Annotated in this window: 13 protein-coding genes and 1 pseudogene; 10 read left to right on the forward strand and 4 right to left on the reverse strand. The window is 75.0% G+C overall.

All coding sequences use genetic code 11. The features are described 5' to 3' along the window. The first annotated feature begins 57 nt into the window (after positions 1–57). Entirely contained in the window at positions 58–765 is a 708-nt protein-coding gene (locus tag AB0B83_RS14405; protein WP_357578575.1) for an AbiV family abortive infection protein, read from the forward strand. Between the two features lie 239 nt (positions 766–1,004). Here AB0B83_RS14405 and AB0B83_RS14410 read toward each other — a convergent pair whose 3' ends face one another. The 4 genes and pseudogenes from AB0B83_RS14410 to AB0B83_RS14425 form a co-directional block, all read right to left on the reverse strand. Further along, complete coding sequence (locus tag AB0B83_RS14410) at positions 1,005–2,279, reverse strand: rod shape-determining protein MreC (RefSeq protein WP_357578576.1); 1,275 nt, start codon at positions 2,277–2,279, stop codon at positions 1,005–1,007. Further along, complete coding sequence (locus tag AB0B83_RS14415; RefSeq protein WP_357578577.1) at positions 2,272–2,793, reverse strand: SigE family RNA polymerase sigma factor; 522 nt, start codon at positions 2,791–2,793, stop codon at positions 2,272–2,274. The genes AB0B83_RS14410 and AB0B83_RS14415 overlap by 8 nt, the downstream gene beginning before the upstream one ends. A gap of 127 nt (positions 2,794–2,920) precedes the next feature. After that, a pseudogene (locus tag AB0B83_RS14420) lies at positions 2,921–3,074 on the reverse strand (NUDIX domain-containing protein); the annotation flags it as partial. Positions 3,075–3,281: 207 nt separating this feature from the next. Then, positions 3,282–4,895: an RICIN domain-containing protein gene (locus tag AB0B83_RS14425; protein ID WP_357578578.1), complete on the reverse strand. Its 1,614-nt coding sequence runs from the start codon at positions 4,893–4,895 to the stop codon at positions 3,282–3,284. A gap of 592 nt (positions 4,896–5,487) precedes the next feature. Between AB0B83_RS14425 and AB0B83_RS14430 the strand changes: the two genes are divergently transcribed. The 9 genes from AB0B83_RS14430 to AB0B83_RS14470 are packed head-to-tail and all read left to right on the forward strand — an operon-like array spanning position 5,488 to position 22,924. After that, entirely contained in the window at positions 5,488–8,646 is a 3,159-nt protein-coding gene (locus AB0B83_RS14430) for an amino acid adenylation domain-containing protein (RefSeq protein WP_357578579.1), read from the forward strand. After that, a complete protein-coding gene (locus AB0B83_RS14435; protein ID WP_357578580.1) occupies positions 8,639–9,697 on the forward strand; it encodes a TauD/TfdA family dioxygenase in 1,059 nt (352 codons plus the stop codon). Before AB0B83_RS14430 ends, AB0B83_RS14435 begins: the two co-directional genes overlap by 8 nt. Further along, entirely contained in the window at positions 9,694–10,710 is a 1,017-nt protein-coding gene (locus tag AB0B83_RS14440) for a TauD/TfdA family dioxygenase (RefSeq protein WP_132238359.1), read from the forward strand. The genes AB0B83_RS14435 and AB0B83_RS14440 overlap by 4 nt, the downstream gene beginning before the upstream one ends. Further along, a complete protein-coding gene (locus tag AB0B83_RS14445) occupies positions 10,707–16,052 on the forward strand; it encodes an amino acid adenylation domain-containing protein (RefSeq protein WP_357578581.1) in 5,346 nt (1,781 codons plus the stop codon). Before AB0B83_RS14440 ends, AB0B83_RS14445 begins: the two co-directional genes overlap by 4 nt. After that, entirely contained in the window at positions 16,045–16,797 is a 753-nt protein-coding gene (locus tag AB0B83_RS14450; protein ID WP_151457456.1) for a thioesterase domain-containing protein, read from the forward strand. The genes AB0B83_RS14445 and AB0B83_RS14450 overlap by 8 nt, the downstream gene beginning before the upstream one ends. Next, on the forward strand, positions 16,794–17,498 hold the full coding sequence (locus AB0B83_RS14455; protein ID WP_357578582.1) for an alpha/beta fold hydrolase: 705 nt from the start codon (positions 16,794–16,796) through the stop codon (positions 17,496–17,498). The genes AB0B83_RS14450 and AB0B83_RS14455 overlap by 4 nt, the downstream gene beginning before the upstream one ends. Then, entirely contained in the window at positions 17,491–18,333 is an 843-nt protein-coding gene (locus tag AB0B83_RS14460; protein ID WP_132238351.1) for an SDR family oxidoreductase, read from the forward strand. The genes AB0B83_RS14455 and AB0B83_RS14460 overlap by 8 nt, the downstream gene beginning before the upstream one ends. After that, positions 18,330–21,149, forward strand: coding sequence for an amino acid adenylation domain-containing protein (locus tag AB0B83_RS14465; RefSeq protein ID WP_357578583.1), 2,820 nt, complete (start codon positions 18,330–18,332; stop codon positions 21,147–21,149). Before AB0B83_RS14460 ends, AB0B83_RS14465 begins: the two co-directional genes overlap by 4 nt. After that, the gene (locus tag AB0B83_RS14470; RefSeq protein ID WP_357578584.1) at positions 21,149–22,924 is read left to right on the forward strand and encodes a condensation domain-containing protein; all 1,776 of its coding nucleotides are present in this window, start codon (positions 21,149–21,151) and stop codon (positions 22,922–22,924) included. Before AB0B83_RS14465 ends, AB0B83_RS14470 begins: the two co-directional genes overlap by 1 nt. The last annotated feature ends 6 nt before the right edge of the window (positions 22,925–22,930 follow it).

Below are 22,930 nucleotides of genomic sequence, written 5' to 3' on the forward strand. Positions count from 1 at the left end.
CGCCGACACGACGTCGTTTCACGTATCAGCGCACGAGCCTCCGCCGATACTTGGATCATGGCGAAGACGAGCGAGAAGGAACCCGAGACCATCACCGCGGACTTCGCGCGGCGGTGGTGGAAGTCCCTGATGGCGAACACGGTCGCGCTGGTCGAGGACGCGGCGCTCCTCGCCTCCCATGACAGCCCCGGCCGGGCGCAGGCGCTGATCGTGCTCGCCATGGAGGAACTCGCCAAGGCGCGCTGGCTGTACGAGGCGGCCGAGCACCAGTGGACGGCGCCGCTCGGCCTCTACGGCCTCGAACCGAGGCCCGCGGGCGACGTGATCGTGCCGGAGGGCCTGCGCTCGACCCGACGGCCGCACGCGGAGAAGCTGCAGGCGGCTGAGCAGTTCGCCTCGGGGCTCGCCGGGTTCTGGAGCCTGGACCGGCGGATGGAGTACTACGAGCGTCCCGACTTGGAGACGTTCACGGCTACAGCCAAGCAGCGCAACCTCGACAAGCAGGCAGGCTTCTACGTCGATCGGGACGGCGAGAGCATCACCAGCCCTCTCGCCATCACCGCCGGCGACATCGCGAACGCCATCCGGCGCACCGCCAAAGTGGTGCAGATGCACCTGATCGAGGACCACACCCGTCAACAGGATGCGCCCGACGCTTCATTGATCGACTCCGCCGAAGACCTGCACTGGGCGGTCATGCCGCACTCGGACCCCGAGCTGTTCGCGGACGTCGTCGCCAGGCACCCACCGAGCGGAGGCGAGTAGGCCGACGCGCCGGATCGGATGGGCCTGCTCGAGTCATGCCGCAGGGCTTGCGGGATCCTCCCGCTTCTTGGACAAGATCGACGGCATCCGCTACGAGGTGGAACCAAGCTCCGTCGACACCGCGACCAGTCTGCTGTTCCGGGCCTGGTGCACCTGCTGCGGTATCGAGTACACCCATCCGTTTCGCCTCAGCGCGGAGGCGAGTCGCCTCCGCGCATCCTTGCGTCGGCGGGCTGCCGTCAGCCTGGGGATGGCGTCATGATCGACAATCTGGTCAGGTTGGCAAGGTCGGCTGTCGGCGTAAGCTCCACCGTGGTCGCGCCTGCCGCCTTGTCCGCAGACGCCCGCCCGATCGTGACAGCGCCAACCTGGCTGCTCTGCTGGGACGGATCCGGCATCAAGACACGGTTGGTCTGGTAGACCTCACCGTCTGCGGGAACGCCTTCCATGACCAGCTTTTCGCCGGTGCCACGTACGGAACCCGGAACATTACTGATATTCGTGTATACCTGGCCGGTGAAACCGGTGCTGGTAATGAGGTCGACAGTGGCTTCGCCGCGGACGGCATCGACTGCCGTTACGCGTCCCACCAAACCTTCGGCGACCACGGCTAGTTGCCCCTGCCGGACTCCCTGGTCCTTCGGGAACGCCACGATCATCTGCTGGCCACTCCTGCCGACCACCTCAGCGGGTACGGCCCGCGCGTCGCCGTCCACGCCGTCCTCTCCGGGTACCTCGAACACCTTCGTGAGGCTGGCGAACGGTCGCTTCGGCTTGGTGAACCCCGCGATCGTCGTCGTCTGCGCGGTCGCAGCGAGCGGGAATCGTTTTACCACAAGGCGACTGGTGGGTCCGTCCGGTTCTTGGACCGTTTCATCATCGACTGCGGTATTCGACACCCGCACCGCTGTCACGCCCGGCACGGCAATGGCGATGGCGTAGGTGCCCGCAGGGTCATGACTGACCTCGCCGGCGGCTCCGGACAACCGTGGACTGACCAGGCTTATCACCTGGGTCTTCACCGGGTCGGGCGCCGGCCGATCAACCCTCATCCTCAAGGCGTCCGCCGCACCAAGATCACCGGTGAAGAACGCCAACCGCGCGTCGCCCTGCTTGTCGTATCCCTGCAGCACGACCACCGTCGAGCGTAGGCGTGAATGGCGCGTCGCGACAAGGGCCCGAACATCAGTGTGCGGGCCTGCCGAGTTGGTACGGTCCCAGACGCTGGTGGCCTCATCTACCAGGCCAGCGTCCACGTCTCCCACCGGGGACCAGCCCAGAAACGGGCCGTCCGGCGGCGGTGCAGCGAGTTGCGGTGCGGGCCCGAATCCGACAACCCGAAACATCGCGACCAGCACCGCCACGCACATGGCAGCTGCGGCTGCGGCGGTGATACGCCGCCGCCCGCGACGCCGCTCTGCCCGCCGCATGATCTTGCCTTCATAGCCCGCGGTCGGTACCACCGACTCGGCCAGATCCGCCAGGCCGTCACGCAACTCTGTCGTGTCACGCATAGCGCACCTCTTCATCAGCAACCGCGTCGGCCCCAACCCACTGCTTACGCAGAGCCTGCAGACCCCTTGAAGAAAGACTCTTGACCGTGCCGACCGAACAACCCAGTACGTGCGCCGTGTCCTGCTCGGACAGGTCCTCGTAGAAGCGCAGTACGACGGCGGCACGCTGTCGTGCTGGCAGCCCGTCCAACGCCCGGCGGAGCAGGTCCCGCTGTTCCACCCCCACGTACTCGTCGCGTGCCTGACCCTCCACCAGCCGGCCCAAGGGCTGTTCCCACCAGGATCGGCGCCGCCTCCAGGTCACGAAGGTGTTGACCAGAATGCGCCGGACGTAGTGATCGACGCCTTCCGAGCGTTGCAGTCGAGGCCATGCCACAACCGTCTTGGCCAACGTTGTCTGGACCAGATCTTCGGCCTTCCCTCGGTCTCCGCACAGCAGGAAGGCGGTCCGGAGCAGCGCTCCGTACCGCGCCCGCACAAAGGCCGTCACCTCCTTGTCCTCGCGATCATGCATCAGCCACCCGCACCCTGAGCTTCAATCTCACGGCCACTACTTACGCTCTCGACTCCAGCAAACGTTGCCGTGACTTCGGGACTTTTTGACGATCGATTGTCTCGACCCGCGGGTCGGCGCAGGTGACGACCAGCCCGGTTTCCTCGGTCAGCTCCCGGGCCGCCGCGTCGGCCGCGGTCTCGCCCGGCTCGACGTTGCCGCCGGGCAGCGCCCACCCGCCGCCGTCGCGGCGCTTCGATCATGACGATCCACCGGCCGCCGGTGGTGTCGATGGCGGTCACCGCGCGGCCTCTGGCTCGCGATCGCCGCCCTGGCCGCCATCATCGTCGGCGCCACCGCCGGTCTGCTCGCCTGTGCCAGCGGCCTCAACCTACCCACCGCCATCACACCCTGGCCGGCACAGCGGCCGTCGACCCGGCGTCGACGGTCGACCGCTGACGCCGGACGGCAGGAGCGGCCCCCGGCGAGCGCGCCGGGGCCGCCCCGTCTCAGCACCGGACGATCGTGGAGTTGCTCAGCCCGACGTTGCTGATGGTCAGGTTGTCCGCGCAGGGGTTCTCCACGATCCGGCTGTTCACCAGGGTGAAGTTGCGCAGCGTGATGTCCCGGTTGCCGGGGAACTCGGTGCGCTCGGCCAGCCGCACCTCGCCGCCGCCGCTGATCGTGCCGCCGCCGGCCGCGATGTCCACGTTCTGGCAGTTCTCGATCAGGATCGCGTTGTTGCCGGTGTTGGCGATGTCCACCCGGTCGATGACGGCTCCGCCGGACTCGGAGACGCAGAAGATCCCTCGGCCGCCGCCGCGCGCCCGGACGGTGCCCACCCGGATGTTGGTCGGGTAGCCGGAGCCCACGCGCCCGTTGCGGTTGGCCATCCGGAAGGCGGCGTACCCGGTGCCGGCGCCGGCGTTCTCGGCGTCGACGGTGGTGACCGTGGCGTTGATCGTCTGGTTGAGCAGCAGACCCGACTCGCCCACGTCGCGCGCCGTGACGGTGCCGATGGTCAGCCCGTCCACGCCGTACGTCTCGACCGCGTGGGAACTGGCGCCGGAGACGTACGCGCTGTCGATGCGGACGTTGCGGGTCCACTGGCTGGTGTCCCCGCGGTTGTCGATGCGGATCCCGAGCCCGCCGCCCAGCCGCATGTCGATCCGGCCGAGGACGACGTTCGTCACGTTGCGCAGGAAGATCCCGTAGAGCGGGGTGCCGGTGACGGTGAGGTGTCCGACCTCGATGTCGCTGGTGCCGCGGGAGTAGATCGGCGCCTGGTCGCCGCTGCCCGAGCCGGTGACGTTGATGGTGCCGCAGACGTCGATCGCGGTGTGGCTGGGCAGGGAGATCCGTGAGCCGGCGCTGATCGAGCCGGAGCCGCGTACGACGACGCGCTGCTTGCTGGTCCGCCCGGCGCTGAGGCTGTTCACGGCGGCCTGGACGGCGGCGCGCATGTCGCTTCCGGTGTAGACCGTGCTGGCGCCGTTGCGGGCGGTCCAGGTGCCGCCGCTGAGCACCGCCTCGGCGTGGAACGTTCCGCTGCCGCAGCCGGTGCCGCCGGAGCCGAGGTTGACCAACCGCCACTGCTGGTTGGCGCCGCCGAGGTCCTGGTACTGGGAGATCATCGCGCCGTCGGCGGTCGACCACTGCCACACGTCCAGCGCCTTGTTGGAGTGCCGGTTGACGAGGCGGACGTGGCCGCCGTCGGAGTCGGCGAGCCGGAAGTGCTGCCGGGTGTTGCCGCTGGCGGCGGTGTTCTGGACGAGCTGGACCCCGTCCTCGGCGTTCGGCAGTTCCAGCACCTTGCCGCTGTGCGCCGAGCGGATCTGGTGGTATCCGCCGCCCACGTCGACGAACCGCCACTGCTGCACGGCCAGGTCGTTGCGGGTGAACTGGTTGACCGGCGCGCCGTCGGCGGTGGACCAGCCCCACAGGTCCATGGCCTTGCCGCTGTGTCGGTTGACGAGGACGTAGGTGGCGCCGGGGTCGACCGTGGCCGCCGCGGCGGGTCGCGGACCGACGGCCACGGCGGCGCCGACGAGCGCCAGCACGGCCGTGGCCACCAGGCCGAGGCGTCGACGGGTGGGGTGTCTGTGCGTGTCGGGGGACGTCATGTGGCTCCTTCGGCTGGCGCGGGGCGGCGGGAGGGGTGCGTGACCACCCCGTCGAGGCCGCCAGCAATCCAATCCCGTCGATGCATGGAAGATGGTAAGCGCTTTCCAGTCCCGGCGCGAACGCTGCCGACGCGACCGGCCGCCGGCGGCCGGGGGAGCTGCCCGATACCTGACAGTCGCCGGGTGCCCACATCGGACCCGTTGATCGCGCGGCGGGACGTCTGCCGTGGTGGGGCCCGTCGGGGCGGCCCGATCACCCGCGGGATCGGCCGGATCTGGGATTCCACGCGGGCGCCACTCGTGTCCCGAATTCTGGGAGACATCTTGGCAGTGGAATCGGCGGTCGTGGACTCTCTCTGCGGAGAGCGATGGCTCGGTGGCTCATGGTCACGATGTGTCACCATCTCCGGTCGTCGACCTGGCAGCGGGCGCGCGACCGATCACCGTCAGTATTGGGGGAGCGCTCGGTGGGACGCGCCATGCCAGTTTGCGGTTCGCGGTGAGCGCACCTGCGCGCCCCGCCGGGCCCGTCCGTCGGCCCACCCCGTCCCGACCCGCCGTCCGACCGTCCACGGTCGACACCCTGCACCGGATGGTCGAGGCCCAGGTCGACCGGACCCCGGACGCCGACGCCGTGTGGTGCGACGGGCAGGTCCTCACCTACGGCGAGCTGGACGCGGCGGCCAACCGGGTGGCCGCGCTCCTCGTCGACCGGGGGGTGCGCCAGGGGGACCGCGTCGGCGTCTGCCTGCCCCGCAGTCCCCGGCTCGTGGCCGCGCTGCTGGGCGTGCTCAAGGCCGGTGCCTGCTACGTGCCGCTGGACCCGGCCTACCCGGCCGCCCGGGTCGCCTTCATGACCGAGGACTCCGGGGCCCGACTGGTGCTGACGGTGGCCGACCTCGCCGACCGGTTCGCCGACGCCGCGCTGCGTCTCGACGACCCCGACCTCGACCCCGACGCCCGCCCGGCGGCCCGGCCCGGCCTGCCCGGCGACCCGTCCGACCTGGCGTACGTCATCTACACCTCCGGCTCGACCGGCCGGCCCAAGGGCGTCGCCGTCGAGCACCGCTCGGCCTCCGTGCTCATGCACTGGACCCGGGAGACCTTCACCGACGTCGAACTGGGCGGCGTACTCGCCGCCACGTCCGTCTGCTTCGACCTGTCCGTCTTCGAGCTCTTCGGCCCGCTCTGCTGGGGCGGTCGGGTGGTGCTCGTCCGCGACGCGCTGGCCCTGGCCGCGCCGGACGCCGACCGGCTGCCCGTCGCCCTGGTCAACACCGTGCCGTCGGCGATGAGCGAGCTGCTCGCGGCAGGCGCGCTACCGGGCAGCGTCCGCACCGTCTGCCTCGCCGGCGAGCCGTTGACCGCGGCGCTCGCCGCCCGGGTGCTCGCCCGGCCGCACGTACGCCGGCTCTGCAACCTCTACGGGCCGTCCGAGGACACCACCTACTCGACCTGGGCGGAGGTGCCGGCCGAGGGGGGAGACCCGCCGATCGGCCGTCCGTTGCCGGGCACCCGCGTCTACCTGCTCGACGAGGACGGCCGGCCGGTGCCGCCCGGGGAGCCGGGAGAGCTGTACCTGGCCGGCGCCGGGCTGGCCCGGGGCTACCTCAACCGGCCGGAGGAGACCCGGGCGCGTTTCCTGGCCGATCCGTTCCGCCCCGGGGAGCGGATGTACCGCACCGGCGACCGGGTCCGGCTGCGCCCGGACGGGCAGTTGCAGTTCCTCGGCCGGATGGACGACCAGGTGAAGCTGCGCGGATACCGCATCGAGCTGGGCGAGGTGGCCGCGCGGCTGGCCGCCCTGCCTGGCGTACGCGAGGCGACCGCCGCGGTGCGGACCGGGCCGAGCGGCGACCCGCTGCTCGTCGGCTACCTCGTCGGCGAGCGCCGCGACGACGTGCGGGACCTGCTGCGGGAGACGGTCCCCGCCCCGCTCGTGCCGTCCGCCGTCGTCTGGCTGGACCGCCTGCCGACCACCCCCAACGGCAAGGTCGACCGGGCGGCGCTGCCCGCCCCGGAGGTCGCCCCCGCCGCGAGCGACGGCGACGGCGCGCCGCTGGCCGGCTCCGCCGCCACGGTCGCCGCCGTCTGGCGCGACGTGCTCGGCCGGCCGGTGGACCGAACGGACGCCGACTTCCTCGCCCTCGGGGGCGACTCCCTCCTGGCCGTACGCTGCGCCACCCGGCTCGCCGCCGCGACGGGCCTGCCGGTCGCCCCGGCGGCGCTGTTCGCACACGCCACGGTGGAGGCGCTCGCCGGCCACCTCGACGACCTGCGCCGGGCCGCCGGAGCCACCACCACGGGCACCGCCGGGACCGCGACCGCCGGAGCCGCACCCGGGCCGGGGCACCCGGCGGGCGGTACGCCACCCGCGGCGCCCGTGGACGCGGCCCCGCTCTCGGCCGCGCAGACCCGGCTGTGGTTCCTGCACCAGCTGGATCCGGCCGACACCTCCTACCTGGTGTCGTTCGCGGTCCGGCTGCCGCCGGGGACCGACCCGGGAGCGCTCGACCGGGCACTGCGCCGCGTGGTGGCCCGGCATCCGGCGCTGCGTACCGTCTTCCCGTCGACCCCGGACGGCCCGGTGCAGCGGGTCCGCGACGACCTCGACGTCCCGCTGGTCGTCGCCCCGCCCCGCGCCGGGGTGCCGCTGGACGAGCAGCTCGACCAGCTCGCCGCCGCCGAGGCGCGTACCCTCATGGACCTCGCCACCGGCCCGCTGCTGCGCGCCCGACTGGTCGCCGCCGACGACGGGCGGGCGGCGCTGCTCCTGGTCGCCCACCACATCGTCTGCGACGACTGGTCGTTCAGCGTCATCGTGCGGGACCTGGGCCGCGCCTGCGAGGCCGAGGCGGCGGGCGCCGGGGCGGGCCCGCCGTGGCCGGCCGGTCCGGCGACCGGCCCGGCGGAACTCGCCGTGGCCCAGCGGGACTGGCTGGCCGCCCCGGCCGGCCGGGAGGCCGTGGCCGCCGTGGTCGCCGCGCTGCGCGGCGCGCCGACGACCCTGGACCTGCCCGCCGCCGCACCGGCGCTCGCCGCCGCCACGTCGCCCCGCGCCGACAGCTCCCCGGCCGGGGCCGCCCTGCGGACCCGCATCGACGACGACACCGCCGCCGTGGTCCGCGACCTCGCCCGCGCCAGCCGCGCCAGCCTGCACATGGTCGGGCTGGCCGCCTTCGCCGCGCTGGTCGCTGCGGAGACCGGCCGCACCGACGTGCTGATCGGTGTCGCCTTCGCCGGCCGGACCAGCGTCGCCGCCGAACAGAGCGTCGGCTGCTTCGTCAACACCATGCCCCTGCGCCTGCGGCCCGCCCCGGAGCGGTCCTTCGCCGACCTGGTGGACGAGGCGCGCCGGGTGACCCTCTTCGCCGCCGCCCACCAGGACGTGCCGTTCGACGTCGTCGTCGAGCGGCTCCGCCCGGCCCGGCAGCCGGGCCGCAACCCGCTGGTCCAGGTCGCGTTCGGCGTGCAGAACGCCCCGGCGGCCCGGCACGTCGACGCCTCCGGCGGCGAGTTCGTCGGGGTGGAGCTGACCCCCGACACCGCCCGGCTCGACCTGACCCTCTGGCTCGACGAGCGCCGCGACGGGCTGGCGGCGCTCTGGACCTACCGCACCGACCGCTTCGACGGCGAACTGGTCGACACGTGGCACCGCCGCTTCACCGCATTCCTACGCGGCGCGGCCGCCGATCCCCGGCGCAGCCTCGCCCGATGTGCCCACACCCTGGGGGGAACGAGAGATGAGTGAGCAGACCCCGGTCGCGCCGGTGATCCCGCGCCGCGGCCGCGAACGGTCCCTGGTCGACGTACGCCCCGACTGGCCCGGCGGGCCCCTGCCGGCCCTCGTCCAGGCCAACGTGCCCGACGTGGACCTGGCCGCCTGGCTGGCCGGCAACCGGTCCACCGTGGACGAACTGGCGCGCCGCGCCGGCGCCGTGCTGTTCCGTGGCTTCGCGGTGGACGGCGCGGCCGACTTCCGCACCGTCATGGCCGCCCTCTCCGACGACGTGCTCAGCTACGGCGAGCGCTCGTCGCCGCGCAGCGAGGTGACCGAGGGCGTCTACACCTCCACCGAGCACCCGGCCGACCAGCCGATCGTGCTGCACAACGAGCAGTCGTACACGGTGAACTGGCCGCTGCGCATCGTCTTCCACTGCGAGACCGAGCCCGCCGCCGGTGGGCGCACCCCGCTGGCCGACAGCCGCCGGGTGCTCGCCCGGCTGCGCCCGGAGACGGTCGCCGGGTTCGAGCGCCGGGGCGTGCTCTACCGGCGCAACTACCTGCCGGGGATCAGCCTGCCGTGGCAGACGGCGTTCCAGACCGACGACCGGGCCGAGGTCGAGGCGTACTGCGCCCGCGCGCTGATCGACGTCGAGTGGGTCGGCGAGCAGCAGCTGCGTACCCGCCAGGTCCGCCCCGCCGTGCGGGAGCACCCCGTGACGGGGGAGCGGACCTGGTTCAACCACGCCCTGTTCTTCCACGTCACCTCGCTGCCGGCGGAGGTCAGCGCCGGGCTGCGCGCGTCGCTGGCCGAGGAGGACCTGCCCTACCAGACCGCGTACGGCGACGGCACGCCCATCGGCGACGACGTGCTGGCCGAGCTGCGCGCCGCGTACGCGGCCGAGACCCGCTCCTTCGCCTGGCGGCGCGGCGACGTGCTGCTGGTGGAGAACATGCTGGCCGCGCACGCCCGGGAGCCGTTCACGCCGCCCCGGCGCATCCTGACCGCGATGTCCGACCCGGTCGCCGCGCCCGAGCTGGCCGCCGCCACCGTGACCGCCACGGGGGTGCGGTCGTGACCGGGCCGGCGCCGCGCCGACGGGGCAGCGGCGCGGTCACCTCGCCGGTGTCCCGCCGGGTGCTGGTCGACGACACGTTCGTGCTGCTGGTGGAGGCCGCCGTGCCGGACCTCGACCTGGCCGGCTGGCTGGCGGGGCGCCGCGACGAGCTGCTGCGCGACCTCGACGCCCACGGGGCGGTCTTCTTCCGGGGCTTCGAGGTGGCCACGGCCGACGACTTCAGCCGGGCCGCCCGCGCGGTCAGCCCGGACCTGCTCGGCTACCTGGAACGCGCCGCGCCCCGGCACGAGGTCGCGGAGAAGGTCTTCACCTCCACCGAGTTCAACGCCGAGCAGTGGATCCCGCTGCACCACGAGATGTCGTACTCGCACAACTGGCCCACCCACCTCTACTTCTGGTGCGCCCAGCCGGCCACCGGCAGCGGCGGCGCGACCCCGCTGGCCAGCGAGCGGGTGGTGAGCCCGCGCATCCCCGCCGAGGTACGACAGCGGTTCCTCCGGCACGGGGTCAGCTACGTGCGCAACTACGGCCCGCACCTGGACCTGCCCTGGCAGGAGGCGTTCCAGACGACCGACCGCGCCGAGGTGGAGAAGTACTGCGCCGACTCGGCCACCGAGTACACCTGGCTCGACGGCGACGGGCTGCGGACCCGGGCCCGTCGGCAGGCGGTGGCGACCCACCCGCGCACCGGCGAGACGGTCTGGTTCAACCACGCGCACCTGTTCCACGTCTCCAACATGCCCGCCGAGGTGTCGGCCGCCCTGCTGCGCGAGTACGGGCCCGAGGGGCTGCCCCGCAACGCCTACTACGGCGACGGCGAACCGATCCCCGACGAGGTGGTGGCCGGCATCCGGGACCTGTATCGGGAACACGCGGTGTCGGTTCCCTGGCAGCGCGGCGACGTGCTGGTGGTGGACAACTTCCTCGCGACCCACGGTCGCGAACCCTTCAGCGGCGACCGGCAGATCCTGGTCGCCATGTCCGACCTCTACCTCAACCGGAGCGTGGTGTGAACGGCTACCGTCTGTCCCCGATCCAGCGGCTGGCCTGGTCCGGGGCGCAGGACCTGGTCCGCGCCCGGGTGCTGCTCGACCGCCCGCTGGACCGGGCCCGGTTGCAGACCGCCCTGGACGCGGTGGTCGCCCGGCACGAGGCGCTGCGCCTGACCCTGGTGCACCACCCCGGGCTGCGGGTGCCGTTGCAGGACGTCGACGACGACCGCAGCGTCGTCGTCGGCGCCCAGGGCGAGCTGTCGGTGACCGTCACCGACGACGCCCTGGAGCTGGCCGCCACGCCGTTGATCGCCGACCCGGCGAGCCTGCGGCTCGTCCTCGCCGACCTGGCCCGCGCGTACGCCGACGGCCGGCTGGCCGACGACCCCGACGCCCTGCAGTTCCTCGACGTCACCGAGTGGCAGCTGTCGCAGCGGCAGGAGGCCGACCCGTTCGGCGCCCCCGCCGCGCCGGCCGCGCGGCTGGTCACCCCGCACGGCGACGACCCGGTCGAGGTCGGCACCGCGACCGTGCCCGCCGCGGCGCTGAGCGCCGCCGCGCGCGAGGCCGGCGTCGGCGTCGCGAACCTGCTCTTCGCCGCCTGGGCGCTCGCGCTGTCCCGCCGGGCCGAGCCGCCCGCCGGGGTCGACGACGCGGACCTGGTGCTGGCCCGGTGGAGCGACGGGCGGCAGGCCACCGGGACGGCCGGTGTCGTCGGCCCGCTGGGCGGCCACGCGCCGGTCCGGCTGGGCCTGCCCCTGCCGGCCGCGCCCAAGGCGCTGCTCGACGAGGTACGCGCCGCCGAGTCCGCCGCCGAGGAGGCGTTCCACCTGGTCGAGCCGGTCGGCGAACACTCCGACGCGGTCGCCGGTTTCGCCGTCGTACCGGCCGGGGACCCGGCGGCCCTGGGTGGCCTGGGCGCCACCGCCGTCGAGGTCTCCGCGCCGCCCGCGACGGCCGGCCCGCAGCTGACCGCCGTGGTCGGCGACGACGAGGTGACCCTGCGGGTCGTCGGGGGCCGCTGGTTGCTGGAGGGCCTGCTGGCGATCCTGGGGTCGCTGCCCCGGGCGCTGGCCGACGGCACGCCGCTGGTGCTCACCGGCGAGGGGGAGGCCCGCTGGCTCGCCGACGCGGCCGGCGAGCCGTCCCGCGCCGCGGTGCGCACCCTCGTCGAGCTGCTCGACGACGGGCTGGCCGGCGCCGACCAGGACAGCCCGGCGGTGGTCGCCGCCGACGGCACGTACACCGTCGGCGAGCTGCGCGACGTCGCGGCCCGGGTCGCCGCCGGCCTGGTCGAGCGGGGGCTGCACCGCTCACCTGTGGGCGTGCTCGCCACCCGGTCCCGGGACACCGTCGCCGCGTTCCTCGGCGTGCTGCGGGCCGGCGCGGTGTACGTACCGCTGGATCCGGCGGCGCCGGCGGAGCGGCTCGCCGCGCAGGTCCGCGCGGTCGACGCCGGGCTCGTCGTCGGCGCGGGCGGCCCGGCGGGACTCGCCGGCGCCACCGTCGCCGAGCTGGCCGCCGGCACCGCGACGGCGGCCGTGCCCCCGGCGGCGCCCACCGATGTGGCCTACGTCATCTTCACCTCCGGCTCCACGGGCACGCCGCGACCGGTCCAGGTCCCGCACGGCGCCGCGGCCCACCTGGCGTACGCGCTCGAGGAGACCGTGTACGCGGGCAGCCGGGCCGGGCTGCGGGTGGCGGTGAACGCCCCGCTCACCTTCGACGCCTCGGTCAAGCAGCTCGTGCAGCTGGCCCACGGCCGCAGCCTGTACCTGGTGCCCGAGGACGCCCGGCGCGACGGCGCCGAGCTGGCCGCGACCCTCGCCGACAACCGGGTCGACGTGCTCGACCTGACCCCCTCCCAGCTGCGCATCCTGCTCGCCGGGGCCGGCGACGCCCGGCTGCCGGAGCTGCTGCTGGTGGGCGGCGAGGCGATCCCGCCGGACCTCTGGGACACCCTCGCCGCGCTGCCCGGCGTCCGGGCGGTCAACCTGTACGGGCCCACCGAGTGCACCGTGGACAGCACCGCCGCCGAGATCCGCCCCGCGACGGCGCCGACCATCGGCCGTCCGCTGCCGGGCGTCGGCGCGTGGGTCCTCGACGAGCGGCTGCGGCCGGTGCCGCCCGGCGTGGCCGGCGAGCTCTGCGTCAGCGGGCCGCAGCTGGCCGACGGCTACCTGGGCGACCCGGAGACGACGGGCCGCCGGTTCGTCCGGGCCGCCCTGCCCGGCGGCCGGACGGAGCGTGTCTACCGCACCGGCGACCGGGTGCGCTTCGACGCCGAGGGGCGCCTGAGCTACCTGGGCCGGCTGGACGACCAGGTGAAGATCCACGGCTTCCGGGTGGAGCCGGGCGAGGTGGCCGCGACGCTGCGGGCACACCCGGAGGTCGCCGACGCGGCGGTCGTGGCCCGCGACGACGACGGGCACGGCGACCGCCTCGTCGGCTACGTCCGCCCGGCCGCGCCGGCCGTCGACGTCGACCTGGACCGGGTCGCCGGGATCAACCCGCACGAGACCCGCTACCTGTACGACGAGATCTTCACGCAGCGGGTCTACCTGCGCGACGGCATCGTGCTGCGCCGGGGCGCGACGGTCTTCGACGTCGGCGCCAACATCGGCATGTTCTCGCTGTTCGTCCACGCGGCCTGCCCGGACGCGACAATCCACGCCTTCGAGCCGGTGCCGTCGGTCGTGGCGGCCCTGCGGCGCAACGTCGAGGAGTTCGGCGTGCCGGCCACCGTGCACCCGGTGGGTCTGTCCACCGCGCCGGGGCAGGTCTCCTTCACCTACTACCCGGGCTACTCGATGATGTCCGGCCAGGCCGCGTACGCCGACCCGGCGGCCGAGGTCGCCGTGATCAAGCGGTTCCTCGCCAACGAGCGCGACCGGGGCGAGTCCGACCGGGAGACCCTGCTGGAGCGGGTCGACGAGCTGTTGGCGGAGCGCTTCGACGGCGCCGAGGTGACAGTCGACGTGCGCCCGCTGTCGGAGGTCATCGACGAGGTCGCGCCGGAGCGCATCGACCTGCTGAAGATCGACGTGCAGCGGGCCGAGGCCGACGTGCTCGCCGGCATCGAGGAGCGGCACTGGCCGCTCATCGCGCAGGTCGCCATGGAGGTGCACGACGCCGTCGGCACCGGCACCGAGGGGCGCCTGGACGAGCTGATCGCCCTCTTCGAGGACCGCGGGTTCGACGTGGTCACCCGCCAGGACGACCTGCTCACCGGCACCGACCGGCACACCCTGCACGCCGTGCGTCCCGAGTACGCCGCCGACCCGCGGCCCGCGGTGGCGGTCCCGGACGGCCCGGCCGCCGGCCCGCTGGAGGCCCGGTTGACCGACTGGCTCGCCCAGCGGCTGCCCGCCCACCTGGTCCCCGCGGCCGTGGTGCTCCTCGACGACCTGCCGCTGACCCGCAACGGCAAGCTCGACCGGGCCGCGCTGCCCGCGCCGGAGCTCGACCGGGCCCGGCGGGAGCCGGCCGTGGCGCCGGCCAACCGGGCCGAGGAGATCCTCGTCGAGGCGTGGCGGGAGGTCCTGGGCACGCAGTCGGTCGGGGTGACCGACAGCTTCTTCGCCCTCGGCGGCGACTCGATCCGCAGCATCCAGATGCAGGTCGCGGCGAACCGGCGCGGCCTGTCGTTCCGGCTCGGCGACATCTTCGTGCACCAGTCGATCCGGGAACTGGTCGCGCACGGCGAGATCACCCTCACCGGGCCCGACGCCGACGCCACCGACGCCTCCGACGTGGCCGGGGCGGCGGAGCCGTTCGCCCTGGTCGTCGCCGCCGACCGGGACCGCCTGCCCGCCGGGCTGACCGACGCCTACCCGATGACCGCGCTGCAACAGGGCATGGTCTACCACTGCGAGCTGACCGGCGACCCGGCGATGTACCACAACGTCACCGCGCACCGCGTCGACGCGCCGCTGGAGGCGGAGGCGCTGCGCGCCGCGCTGGCCGACCTGGTCGCGCGGCACCCGGTGCTACGGACCGGCTTCTCCCTCGGCGCCCACACCGAGCCGCTGCAACTGGTGCACGCCGAGGTGCCGGTCGAGGTGCCGGTGACGGAGCTGACCGACGCCGACGAGGCCACCCGCCGGGCCCGCGTCGACGAGTTGGTGGCGGCCGAGCGGGTGCGGCCCTTCGACTGGGACCGGCCGCCGCTGCTGCGGCTGCACGCCGTGCGCGACGACACCGACACCTTCACCCTGATCGTGGCGGAGTGCCACGCGATCCTCGACGGCTGGAGCCTGCACCTCCTCCTCGGCGAGCTGCTGGCCGCGTACGACCGGCGCCGCGCCGGGCTGTCCGTGCCGCACCGCCCGACGTTGCCCTTCCGCGCGTACGTGGCGGCGGAACGGGAGGCCGTGGCGGACGCCGGGTCGCGCCGGTTCTGGCTCGAGGGCGCCGGCGGCGTGCCGCCGCTGCTGCTCGGCGGGGCGGAGCCACGGATCACCACCACCCGTCGGGTGCCGCTGGCGGCGTCCACCACCGACGCCGTCACCGAGGCCGCCCGGGCCGCCGGCGTACCGGCCAAGTCCTGGCTGCTCGCGGTCCACCTGCGGGTGATCGGGGAGGTCGCCGGCCGGGACGAGGTGGTGACCGGGCTGGTCGTCGGCGCCCGGCCCGAGGCCGAGGGGAGCGACGCCACGCTCGGGCTGTTCCTCAACACCCTGCCGGTGAGCGCCGTGCTGGGCACCCGGTCGCTGGCCGAGCTGGCCGCCGACGCCTGGCAGGCGGAGCGGTCGCTGATGGGCCACCACCGGTTCCCGCTCGCCGAGATCGTCCGTGCGGGCGGGGCCGGGCCCCGGTTCGACCACTTCTTCAACTGGACCCACTTCCACGGCGGCGCCGAGGAGGGCGAGGGCGGCGGGGGCCGTGGCAGCCGCATCGTCGACAGCCGGGGCATCACTGTCGACGTGGCGTTCAGCCTCGCCGTCGACGTGGAGGTGGACCCGGCGACCGGCCAGCTCGCCCTGACCCTCCAGTACGACGCCCGGCACGTCGACGAGGCGCGGGCCGACCGGCTGGCCGAGGCGTACCGCCGGCTGCTGGCGACCGACCCGACGGCGCCGCTGCCGGCCGTCGGACCGTCGGGTCCCGTCGTCCCCGCCCCGCGCGACGGGGACGCCCGGGACCGCTGGGCGGCCCGGGTCGCGTCGGTCTGGCAGGAGGTCGTCGGCGTGGCGCCGCGCGGCGAGCGGGCGGAGTTCCTCGCCGCGGGCGGCGACTCGCTGCGCGCGCTGCGCCTGGTCACCGCGCTGCGGCAGCGCCACGGCAGCACCATCACCCTGCCGGAGTTCGTCGCGCTGGGCAGCTACGGCGCCGTCGTCGAGCGGGTGAGCCGCGATGGCTGAGAACCCGTGGCTGGTGGTCCGGGCGCCCGTCGCCCGGCCCGCCCTGCGCCTGTTCTGCCTGCCCTACGCGGGCGGCAACGCCGGGGCCTTCGAGACCTGGCGGGCGGGGCTGCCGCGCGCCGTCGAGGTGAACGCGGTGCAGTACCCGGGCCGCCGAGAGCGGGTCGCCGATCCCGCGCCACGACGGATGACGCCGCTGGTGCAGGCCCTCGAGGCGGCCCTGGCGCCGCACCTGGACCGGCCCTACGCGGTCTACGGCGACTGCCTCGGCGCGTACGTGGCGTTCGAGCTGGTCCGCCGGCTGGAGCGACGCGGGCACCGCCCGGCCGATCTGCTGGTGGTCTCCTCGGCTGTCGCCCCGCACCGCGCCGAGGTCGAACCGGACCACTCCGGCGCCGACGACGCCACGTTCCTCGCCGAGCTGGTCGCGCTGGGCACGATGCCGGCGGCCGTCGCCGCGCACCCGGAGCTGGCCGCCGCCGCGCTGCCGGCGGCCCGCGCCGACTTCGAACTCGGCCGCAGCTACCGCTACCGCGACGCCGGCCCGATCGGCGTGCCGGTCACCGCGATCCGCGGCGACGCCGACCCGCACGTCGACGACGTCGGGACGGCGGCGTGGGCCGACCTCACCACCGCCGGCTGCACCACCGTCACCGTCCCGGGCGGGCACGACCTGCTCGCCCGGGCCGACCCCGGACTGCTCGGCGCCGTCCGGTCCGCCCTCCTCGGCAAGGAGCCGTCTTGACCGTCACGTCACTGCTCTGCTTCCCGTACGCCGGCGCGGGCGCCTCGGTGTATCAACCGTGGCAGCGGGTCGCACCGCCCGACCTGGAGATCCTCCCGGTGCAGTTGCCGGGCCGGGAGAAGCGCTTCGTCGAGGAGCCGTACCGCCGGATGGACCAGGCCGTCGACGGGCTCCTCGACGAGGTGCTCGAACTGGTCGCCGGCCGCGACCGGGTGGCGCTGTTCGGCCACAGCATGGGCGCGGTGCTCGCGTACGAGATGGCCGGCCGGCTGGCCCAGGCGGTCGGGGTGCGGCTGGCGCACCTGTTCGTCAGCGGCTCGCCCGACCCGTGGTCGGGCCGCGACCACACGGCCGCCGACCTGCCCGACGACGAGTTCGTGGCGCGGGTGGAGGAGTTCGCCGGCTACACGCACCCGGCGCTGGCCGACCCCGACATGCGGGAGCTGCTGCTGCCGACCCTGCGCGCCGACGTGGAGCTGCACGAGGGCTACCGGCCGGGCGGCGACAAGCGGCTGGACGTGCCGGTGACCGCGCTGCGCGGTGCCGACGACACCCTGGTGGCCGCGTCGGCGCTGGCCGGCTGGGACCGGGTCACCTCCGCCGGGTTCGCCTCCCTCACCGTCCCCGGTGGACACATGTACCTCGCCGACGACCCGGCCGAGCTGCTGGCGCTGGTGCGACGGAGGCTGGCCGGTGCCTGAGCCGACGCCGGGCCGGCTGGCCGGCCGGACCGCGATCATCACGGGCGCGGCGCGAGGGCTGGGCCGGGCCTGCGCGACCGCCTTCGCGGCGCAGGGCGCCGACCTGGTCCTGGTGGACGTGGCCCACGACCTGCCCGACGTGCCGTACCCGCTCGGCTCGGCCAGCCAGCTCACGCACACCGCCAAGCTCTGCGCGGAGCTGGGGGTGGCCGCGTACCCGGTCGAGGCCGACGTGCGGGACCTCGACGCGGTCCGGGCCGCCGTCGCGCTCTGCCTGGACCGGTTCGGCCGGATCGACGTCCTGGTGAACAACGCCGGCATCGCGGCGCCCTCCGGCAAGCCGGTGCACGAGATCAGCGAGGCCGAGTGGCAGCTCATGCTCGACGTCGACCTCTCCGGCCCGTGGCGGATGGTCAGCGCGGTCGGCGCGGTGATGTGCCGGCAGCGCGCCGGGAGCATCGTCAACGTGGCGTCGACCGCCGGCCTGGTCGGCTACCGGCACTTCGCCGGGTACGTCGCCGCCAAGCACGGCCTGGTTGGCCTGACCCGGGCCGCGGCGCTGGACTACGCGCCGCTGAAGGTGCGGGTCAACGCCCTGTGCCCCGGCTCGGTGCGCGACGATCCGTACGTCGAGGGTCGGATGCTGGCCGAGATCGCCCGGTCGCTGGAGGTGCCGGTCGCCGAGCACGAGGAGACGTTCGTCCAGGCCCAGCCGATGAACGCCCTGATCGAGCCCGACTCGGTGGCCCAGGCCGCACTCTGGCTGGCCTCCGACGAGTCGTCGCAGGTCACCGGCTCGGTCATCACCGTCGACGGAGGATTCACGACCCGATGAGCAGCCGTCCACAGCCCACCCGACAACAGTCCGACCCGGGCCGCTCCTGCCACGCGGCGGCGGTGGCCGTCGCCGGCGACCCCGCCGAGGTCGCCGCCCGGTTCGCCGCCGCGCTGGCGCGGCGGGGCCTCGACGCCGCCCGGCTCTGGGTGGACCGGGTGCCCGCGTCGGCGGCCGCCGCGCGCCGCGCCGCCGAACTGGCGCGACCGCTGCCCGCCGACGGTCCGCCGGTGCGGGCGGTGCTGCTGCGCCACGACGACGGCGCCGACCTGGTGCTCGTCGCCCGGCGTGGCCCGCTCAACGGCCGCGCGCTGGGCGAGCTGGCCGTCGAGGCGGCCGGGACCACGCCGTCGGCCGGGGCGGAGCCGACCGCCGGCCCGGGGCCCGGGGACCGCCCCGAGGGTGTCGCGCCGGACCCGGCCGGGCAGCCGAGGCCGGCCGGGCAGGCGGAGCCGCCGGGGAGCGCCGCCGTCGAGACGGCCGGGACCGGGGCCGAAAACGACGGGGAACACGAGGGCGACACCGCCTGGCGGGGCGGGAACCCGCGCGCCGACCGGCCCGCGTCGTACGCCTTCGCCGTGCCCGCCGGGACCGACCTGCTGGCGCTGACCGGCGCGGTCGGCGCGGTGCTGGCCCGCTTCGGCGGCGTGCGCCGGGTGCGGGTCGGCACGCTGCGCGACGAGGGGCCGGCGGTCGTGCCCGTGTCGGTGGACGGCACCCTGCGCGCCCTCGCGACCCGACCCGCCGAGCCGGCCCCGTGGCCCTCCTCCGGGCGGACGCCCGACGCCGGGCCGCCGGAGGCCGTGGTCGGCGTGCTCACCGCCGACAGCCCCGCCGACACCTACCTGCCCAGCCTGACGCCGCCGTGGCCGCTCACCCTGACGCTGCGCGGCGGCACCGTCACCTGCGACTTCCGCACCGGCGTGTGGTCCGCCGACGTGGTCGCCACGGTGGCGGGCTACGTCGCCCGCGTCCTCGGCCAGCTCCTCGCCGACGGCGACCGCGCGCTGGCCGACTGCGACCTGTTCGACGACGCCGATCGGGACCGGGTCGCGGCCCTCGGCGGGGCGGCCGTCGGCCTGCCCGAGCCGACCGGCGGCATCCACGACCGGGTGGCCGGGTGGGCGCGGGCCACCCCGGACGCCCCGGCGGTGTCCTACGGCGACGACCGGCTCACGTACGCCCAGCTCGACGCCCGCGCCGGACGGATCGCGGCGGCGCTGCGGGCGCGGGGCTGCGGCCCGGGCACCCGGGTCGGCGTCTGCCTGGAACGCTCCGTGGACCTGGTGGCGGCGCTGCTCGGCGTGCTCAGGGCCGGCGCCGCCTACGTGCCGATCGACCCCGCCTACCCGGCCGAGCGCATCCGCTACACCGTCGAGGACTCCCGCGTGAGCCTGCTCGTCGGCGCCGACGGCGTGGAGGTCGACGAACTGCTCGCCGCCGACACCGACGACGCGGCGGGCACCGGGCCGGCGACGGCCGGCCCGGACGACCCCGCGTACGTCATCTACACCTCCGGCTCCACCGGCCGGCCGAAGGGCGTCCAGGTCCCGCACCGCAACGTGCTGGCCCTGGTCGCCGCGACCCGGGACGAGTTCGGGCTCGGCCCGGCGGACACCTGGACGATGTTCCACTCCAGCGCGTTCGACTTCTCGGTCTGGGAGATCTGGGGCTGCCTGCTCACCGGCGGGCACCTGGTCGTCGTTCCGCACCTGGTGGTCCGCGACCCGGCCGAGTTCCACGCCCTGCTGCGCGCGGAGCGGGTCACCGTGCTCAACCAGACCCCGTCGGCGTTCGCGCAGCTCGTCGACGCCGACCGGCGCGCCGCGCACCGGCTGGGGCTGCGCCTGGTGGTGTTCGGCGGCGAGCCGCTGGACGCCGGCATGCTGACCGGCTGGTTCGACCGGTACCCGGAGCGCGACTGCCGGATGGTCAACATGTTCGGCATCACCGAGACCACCGTGCACGTCACCGCGCAGACCATCGACCGGGGCCTGGCCCTGGCCGGCACCCGCTCCGTGGGTCGCCCGCTGCCCGGCTGGTACGTCCACGTGCTCGACCCGGCGGGGCGGCTGCTGCCGCCGGGCGCCGCCGGGGAGATCCACGTCGGCGGCGCCGGGGTGGCCGACGGCTACCTGCACCGCGACGAGCTGACCGCCCAGCGCTTCCTGCCCGACCCCTGGCGGGGCGGGCGGATGTACCGCAGCGGCGACCGGGGTCGGCTGCTCCCGGACGGGCGGCTGGAGCACCTGGGCCGGCTCGACGACCAGGTCAAGATCCGTGGCTACCGGATCGAGCTGGACGAGATCCGCCAGGTGCTGCTCGACGACCCGGACGTGCTGGCCGTGGCGGTCACCGTGGACACCGCCGACGCCCGGCTGCACGCGTACGTGGTGCTCGCCGACGGGGCCGACCCGCCCGCCGAGCTGCGCCGCCGGGTGGCCCGGATCCTGCCCGAGTACATGGTGCCGGCCACGGTGACGCCGCTGCCGGCGCTGCCGCTCACCGCCAACGGCAAGCTCGACGCCGCCCGGCTGCCCGCGCCGGCCGCCCGGCCCCTGCCCGCCCCCCGGGAACCCGCCGACCCCGGGGCGGGACCCGGCCGCGCCGAGCGGATCCGGGTGGTCTGGGAGCGGGTGCTCGGCGCCGAGGTGGGGCCGGAGGACAACTTCTTCGACCTCGGCGGCAACTCCCTGCTCGCGCTGCGGCTGCTGCGTGAACTGCGCGCGCAGGGCCTCGGCGAGTTCACCCCCCGCCACCTGTACGTGCACCCCACGGTGCGCGCCCTGGTCGGCGCGACCGGTACGGAGCGGTGATGGCCGACGTCGACACGCTGACCCGCCTCTGGCCCCAGGTGCGCGAGGTGGCCGTCAAGGGCGGCTGCGCGTACGTGGTGGCCGAGGACTACCTCGACCCGCTGCACCTGCGCGGCCTGCTCGCCCGGGAAGTGCCCGACGCCGAGCTGCCCCGGCACATCGTGCAGGTCGACTCCCTCGACCCCGCCGACCTGGTGGAGCCGGACGACCGGTTCGGGGCGTACCTGCCGCCGCGCGACGACACCGAGCGCGTCCTGGTACGCATCGCGGAACGCCTGCTCGGCGTGCCGAAGCTGGGCGTGCTCGACGACTTCTACGCCGCCGGCGGCGACTCGCTCGCCGCGACCGGGCTGGCCGTCGAGGCGCAGCGGGCCCTCGGGGTGGGCGTCTCCCTCGCGGCGGTGCTGCGCCACCCGACGGTGGCCGGTCTCGCCGAGGAGATCGGTCGGGCCCGGGCGGCCGTGCCGCTGCCCCGCGCCGAGGCGGCGGACGCCTACCCGCTCTCCCCGCAGCAGCGCCGCGTCTTCCTCGCCCAGTCCCGCGACCCCGCGTCGGTGACCTACAACCTGCCGCTGCTGGTGCCGCTGCCGGCGGACGTCGACCGCGCCCGCCTGGCGGACGCGTTCCGCGCCGTCATCGCCCGGCACGACATCCTCCGCACCGCCTTCGGCACCGAGGCGGGCCGGCCGGTGCAGCGGGTGCTGCCGGCCGTCGGGTTCGACCTGCCGGAGGTCGAGGGCACGGGGACGCTGCCGGTCGAGCCGTTCGACCTGGCCGCCCCGCCGCTGCTGCGGGCCGGCCTGCGGCGTACCGGCGACGGCCCGGTGCTGGCGCTGGACCTGCACCACATCGTCACCGACGGCCTCTCCCTGGCGTTGCTGCTGCGCGAGGTCGACACCGTCTACGCCGGCGGCGAGCCACCGCCGGTCCCCGCCCAGTACGCCGACTACGCGGTGTGGGCCGCCGCCGGGGAGCCGCCCGGGGGCGACTACTGGCGGCGGCGCTTCGCCGAGCCGCCGGCGCCCCTGCGGCTGCCCACCGACGCGGCGCGGCTGACCGGCCGCCCGGCGACGGCGCGGGCCGGCACGGTCGAGTTCGACGTCGGGGCGGAGCGGACCGCCGCGCTGCGGGCGCTGGCCCGGCGCGAGGGGGTGACCCTGTTCCAGGTGCTGCTCGCCTGCTACGCGACCTTCCTCGCCGCGGCGACCGGCGGGACCGACGTCACGGTGGGCACCCCGGTGGCCGGTCGCGGCGCCCCGGGCCTGGACGCGACCATGGGGATGCTGGTCAACACGGTCTGCCTGCGGCACCGGGTGCGGCCGGAGGCCACCTTCCGGGAGTTGCTGACCGAGGTGGCGCACGACGTGGTCGACGCGTTCGCGCACCAGGACTACCCGTTCGACACGCTGGTCGCCGAGGTGCTGCCGGTCCGCGACCAGGACCGGCATCCGCTCTTCGACACGCTGTTCGCGATGCAGCACGCCGAGGTGGCCGCCGCCGACTTCCTGGGGCGGCGGGTCGAGTTGGCCGTCGCGCCCACCGGCCAGGCCATGTTCGACCTGGACATGCAGGTCTACGAGCGCGCGGACTCGCTGCGCGTGCACTGGGCGTACGACGCCGGGCTGTTCCTGCCCGGGACGGTGCGGGCCTTCGCCGACCTCTGGCTGGAGATCGCCGACACCGTCCTGGCCGACCCCGGGGTGCCGGTCGGCGAGCTGACCGGGGCCCGTCGGGTCGCCGCCGGGGCACCCTCCACCATCGACATCGAGTTGTGAGCCGGA

Source organism: Micromonospora sp. NPDC049060 (assembly GCF_040649055.1).
In the GTDB taxonomy this organism is placed as follows: domain Bacteria; phylum Actinomycetota; class Actinomycetes; order Mycobacteriales; family Micromonosporaceae; genus Micromonospora; species Micromonospora reichwaldensis.

Coding starts and splice junctions, on each gene's coding strand:
- AB0B83_RS14405 (WP_357578575.1), top strand. CDS start 58: ATGGCGAAGACGAGCGAGAAGGAACCCGAGACCATCACCGCGGACTTC.
- AB0B83_RS14410 (WP_357578576.1), bottom strand. CDS start 2,279: ATGCGTGACACGACAGAGTTGCGTGACGGCCTGGCGGATCTGGCCGAG.
- AB0B83_RS14415 (WP_357578577.1), bottom strand. CDS start 2,793: ATGCATGATCGCGAGGACAAGGAGGTGACGGCCTTTGTGCGGGCGCGG.
- AB0B83_RS14425 (WP_357578578.1), bottom strand. CDS start 4,895: ATGACGTCCCCCGACACGCACAGACACCCCACCCGTCGACGCCTCGGC.
- AB0B83_RS14430 (WP_357578579.1), top strand. CDS start 5,488: ATGGTCGAGGCCCAGGTCGACCGGACCCCGGACGCCGACGCCGTGTGG.
- AB0B83_RS14435 (WP_357578580.1), top strand. CDS start 8,639: ATGAGTGAGCAGACCCCGGTCGCGCCGGTGATCCCGCGCCGCGGCCGC.
- AB0B83_RS14450 (WP_151457456.1), top strand. CDS start 16,045: ATGGCTGAGAACCCGTGGCTGGTGGTCCGGGCGCCCGTCGCCCGGCCC.
- AB0B83_RS14465 (WP_357578583.1), top strand. CDS start 18,330: ATGAGCAGCCGTCCACAGCCCACCCGACAACAGTCCGACCCGGGCCGC.
- AB0B83_RS14470 (WP_357578584.1), top strand. CDS start 21,149: ATGGCCGACGTCGACACGCTGACCCGCCTCTGGCCCCAGGTGCGCGAG.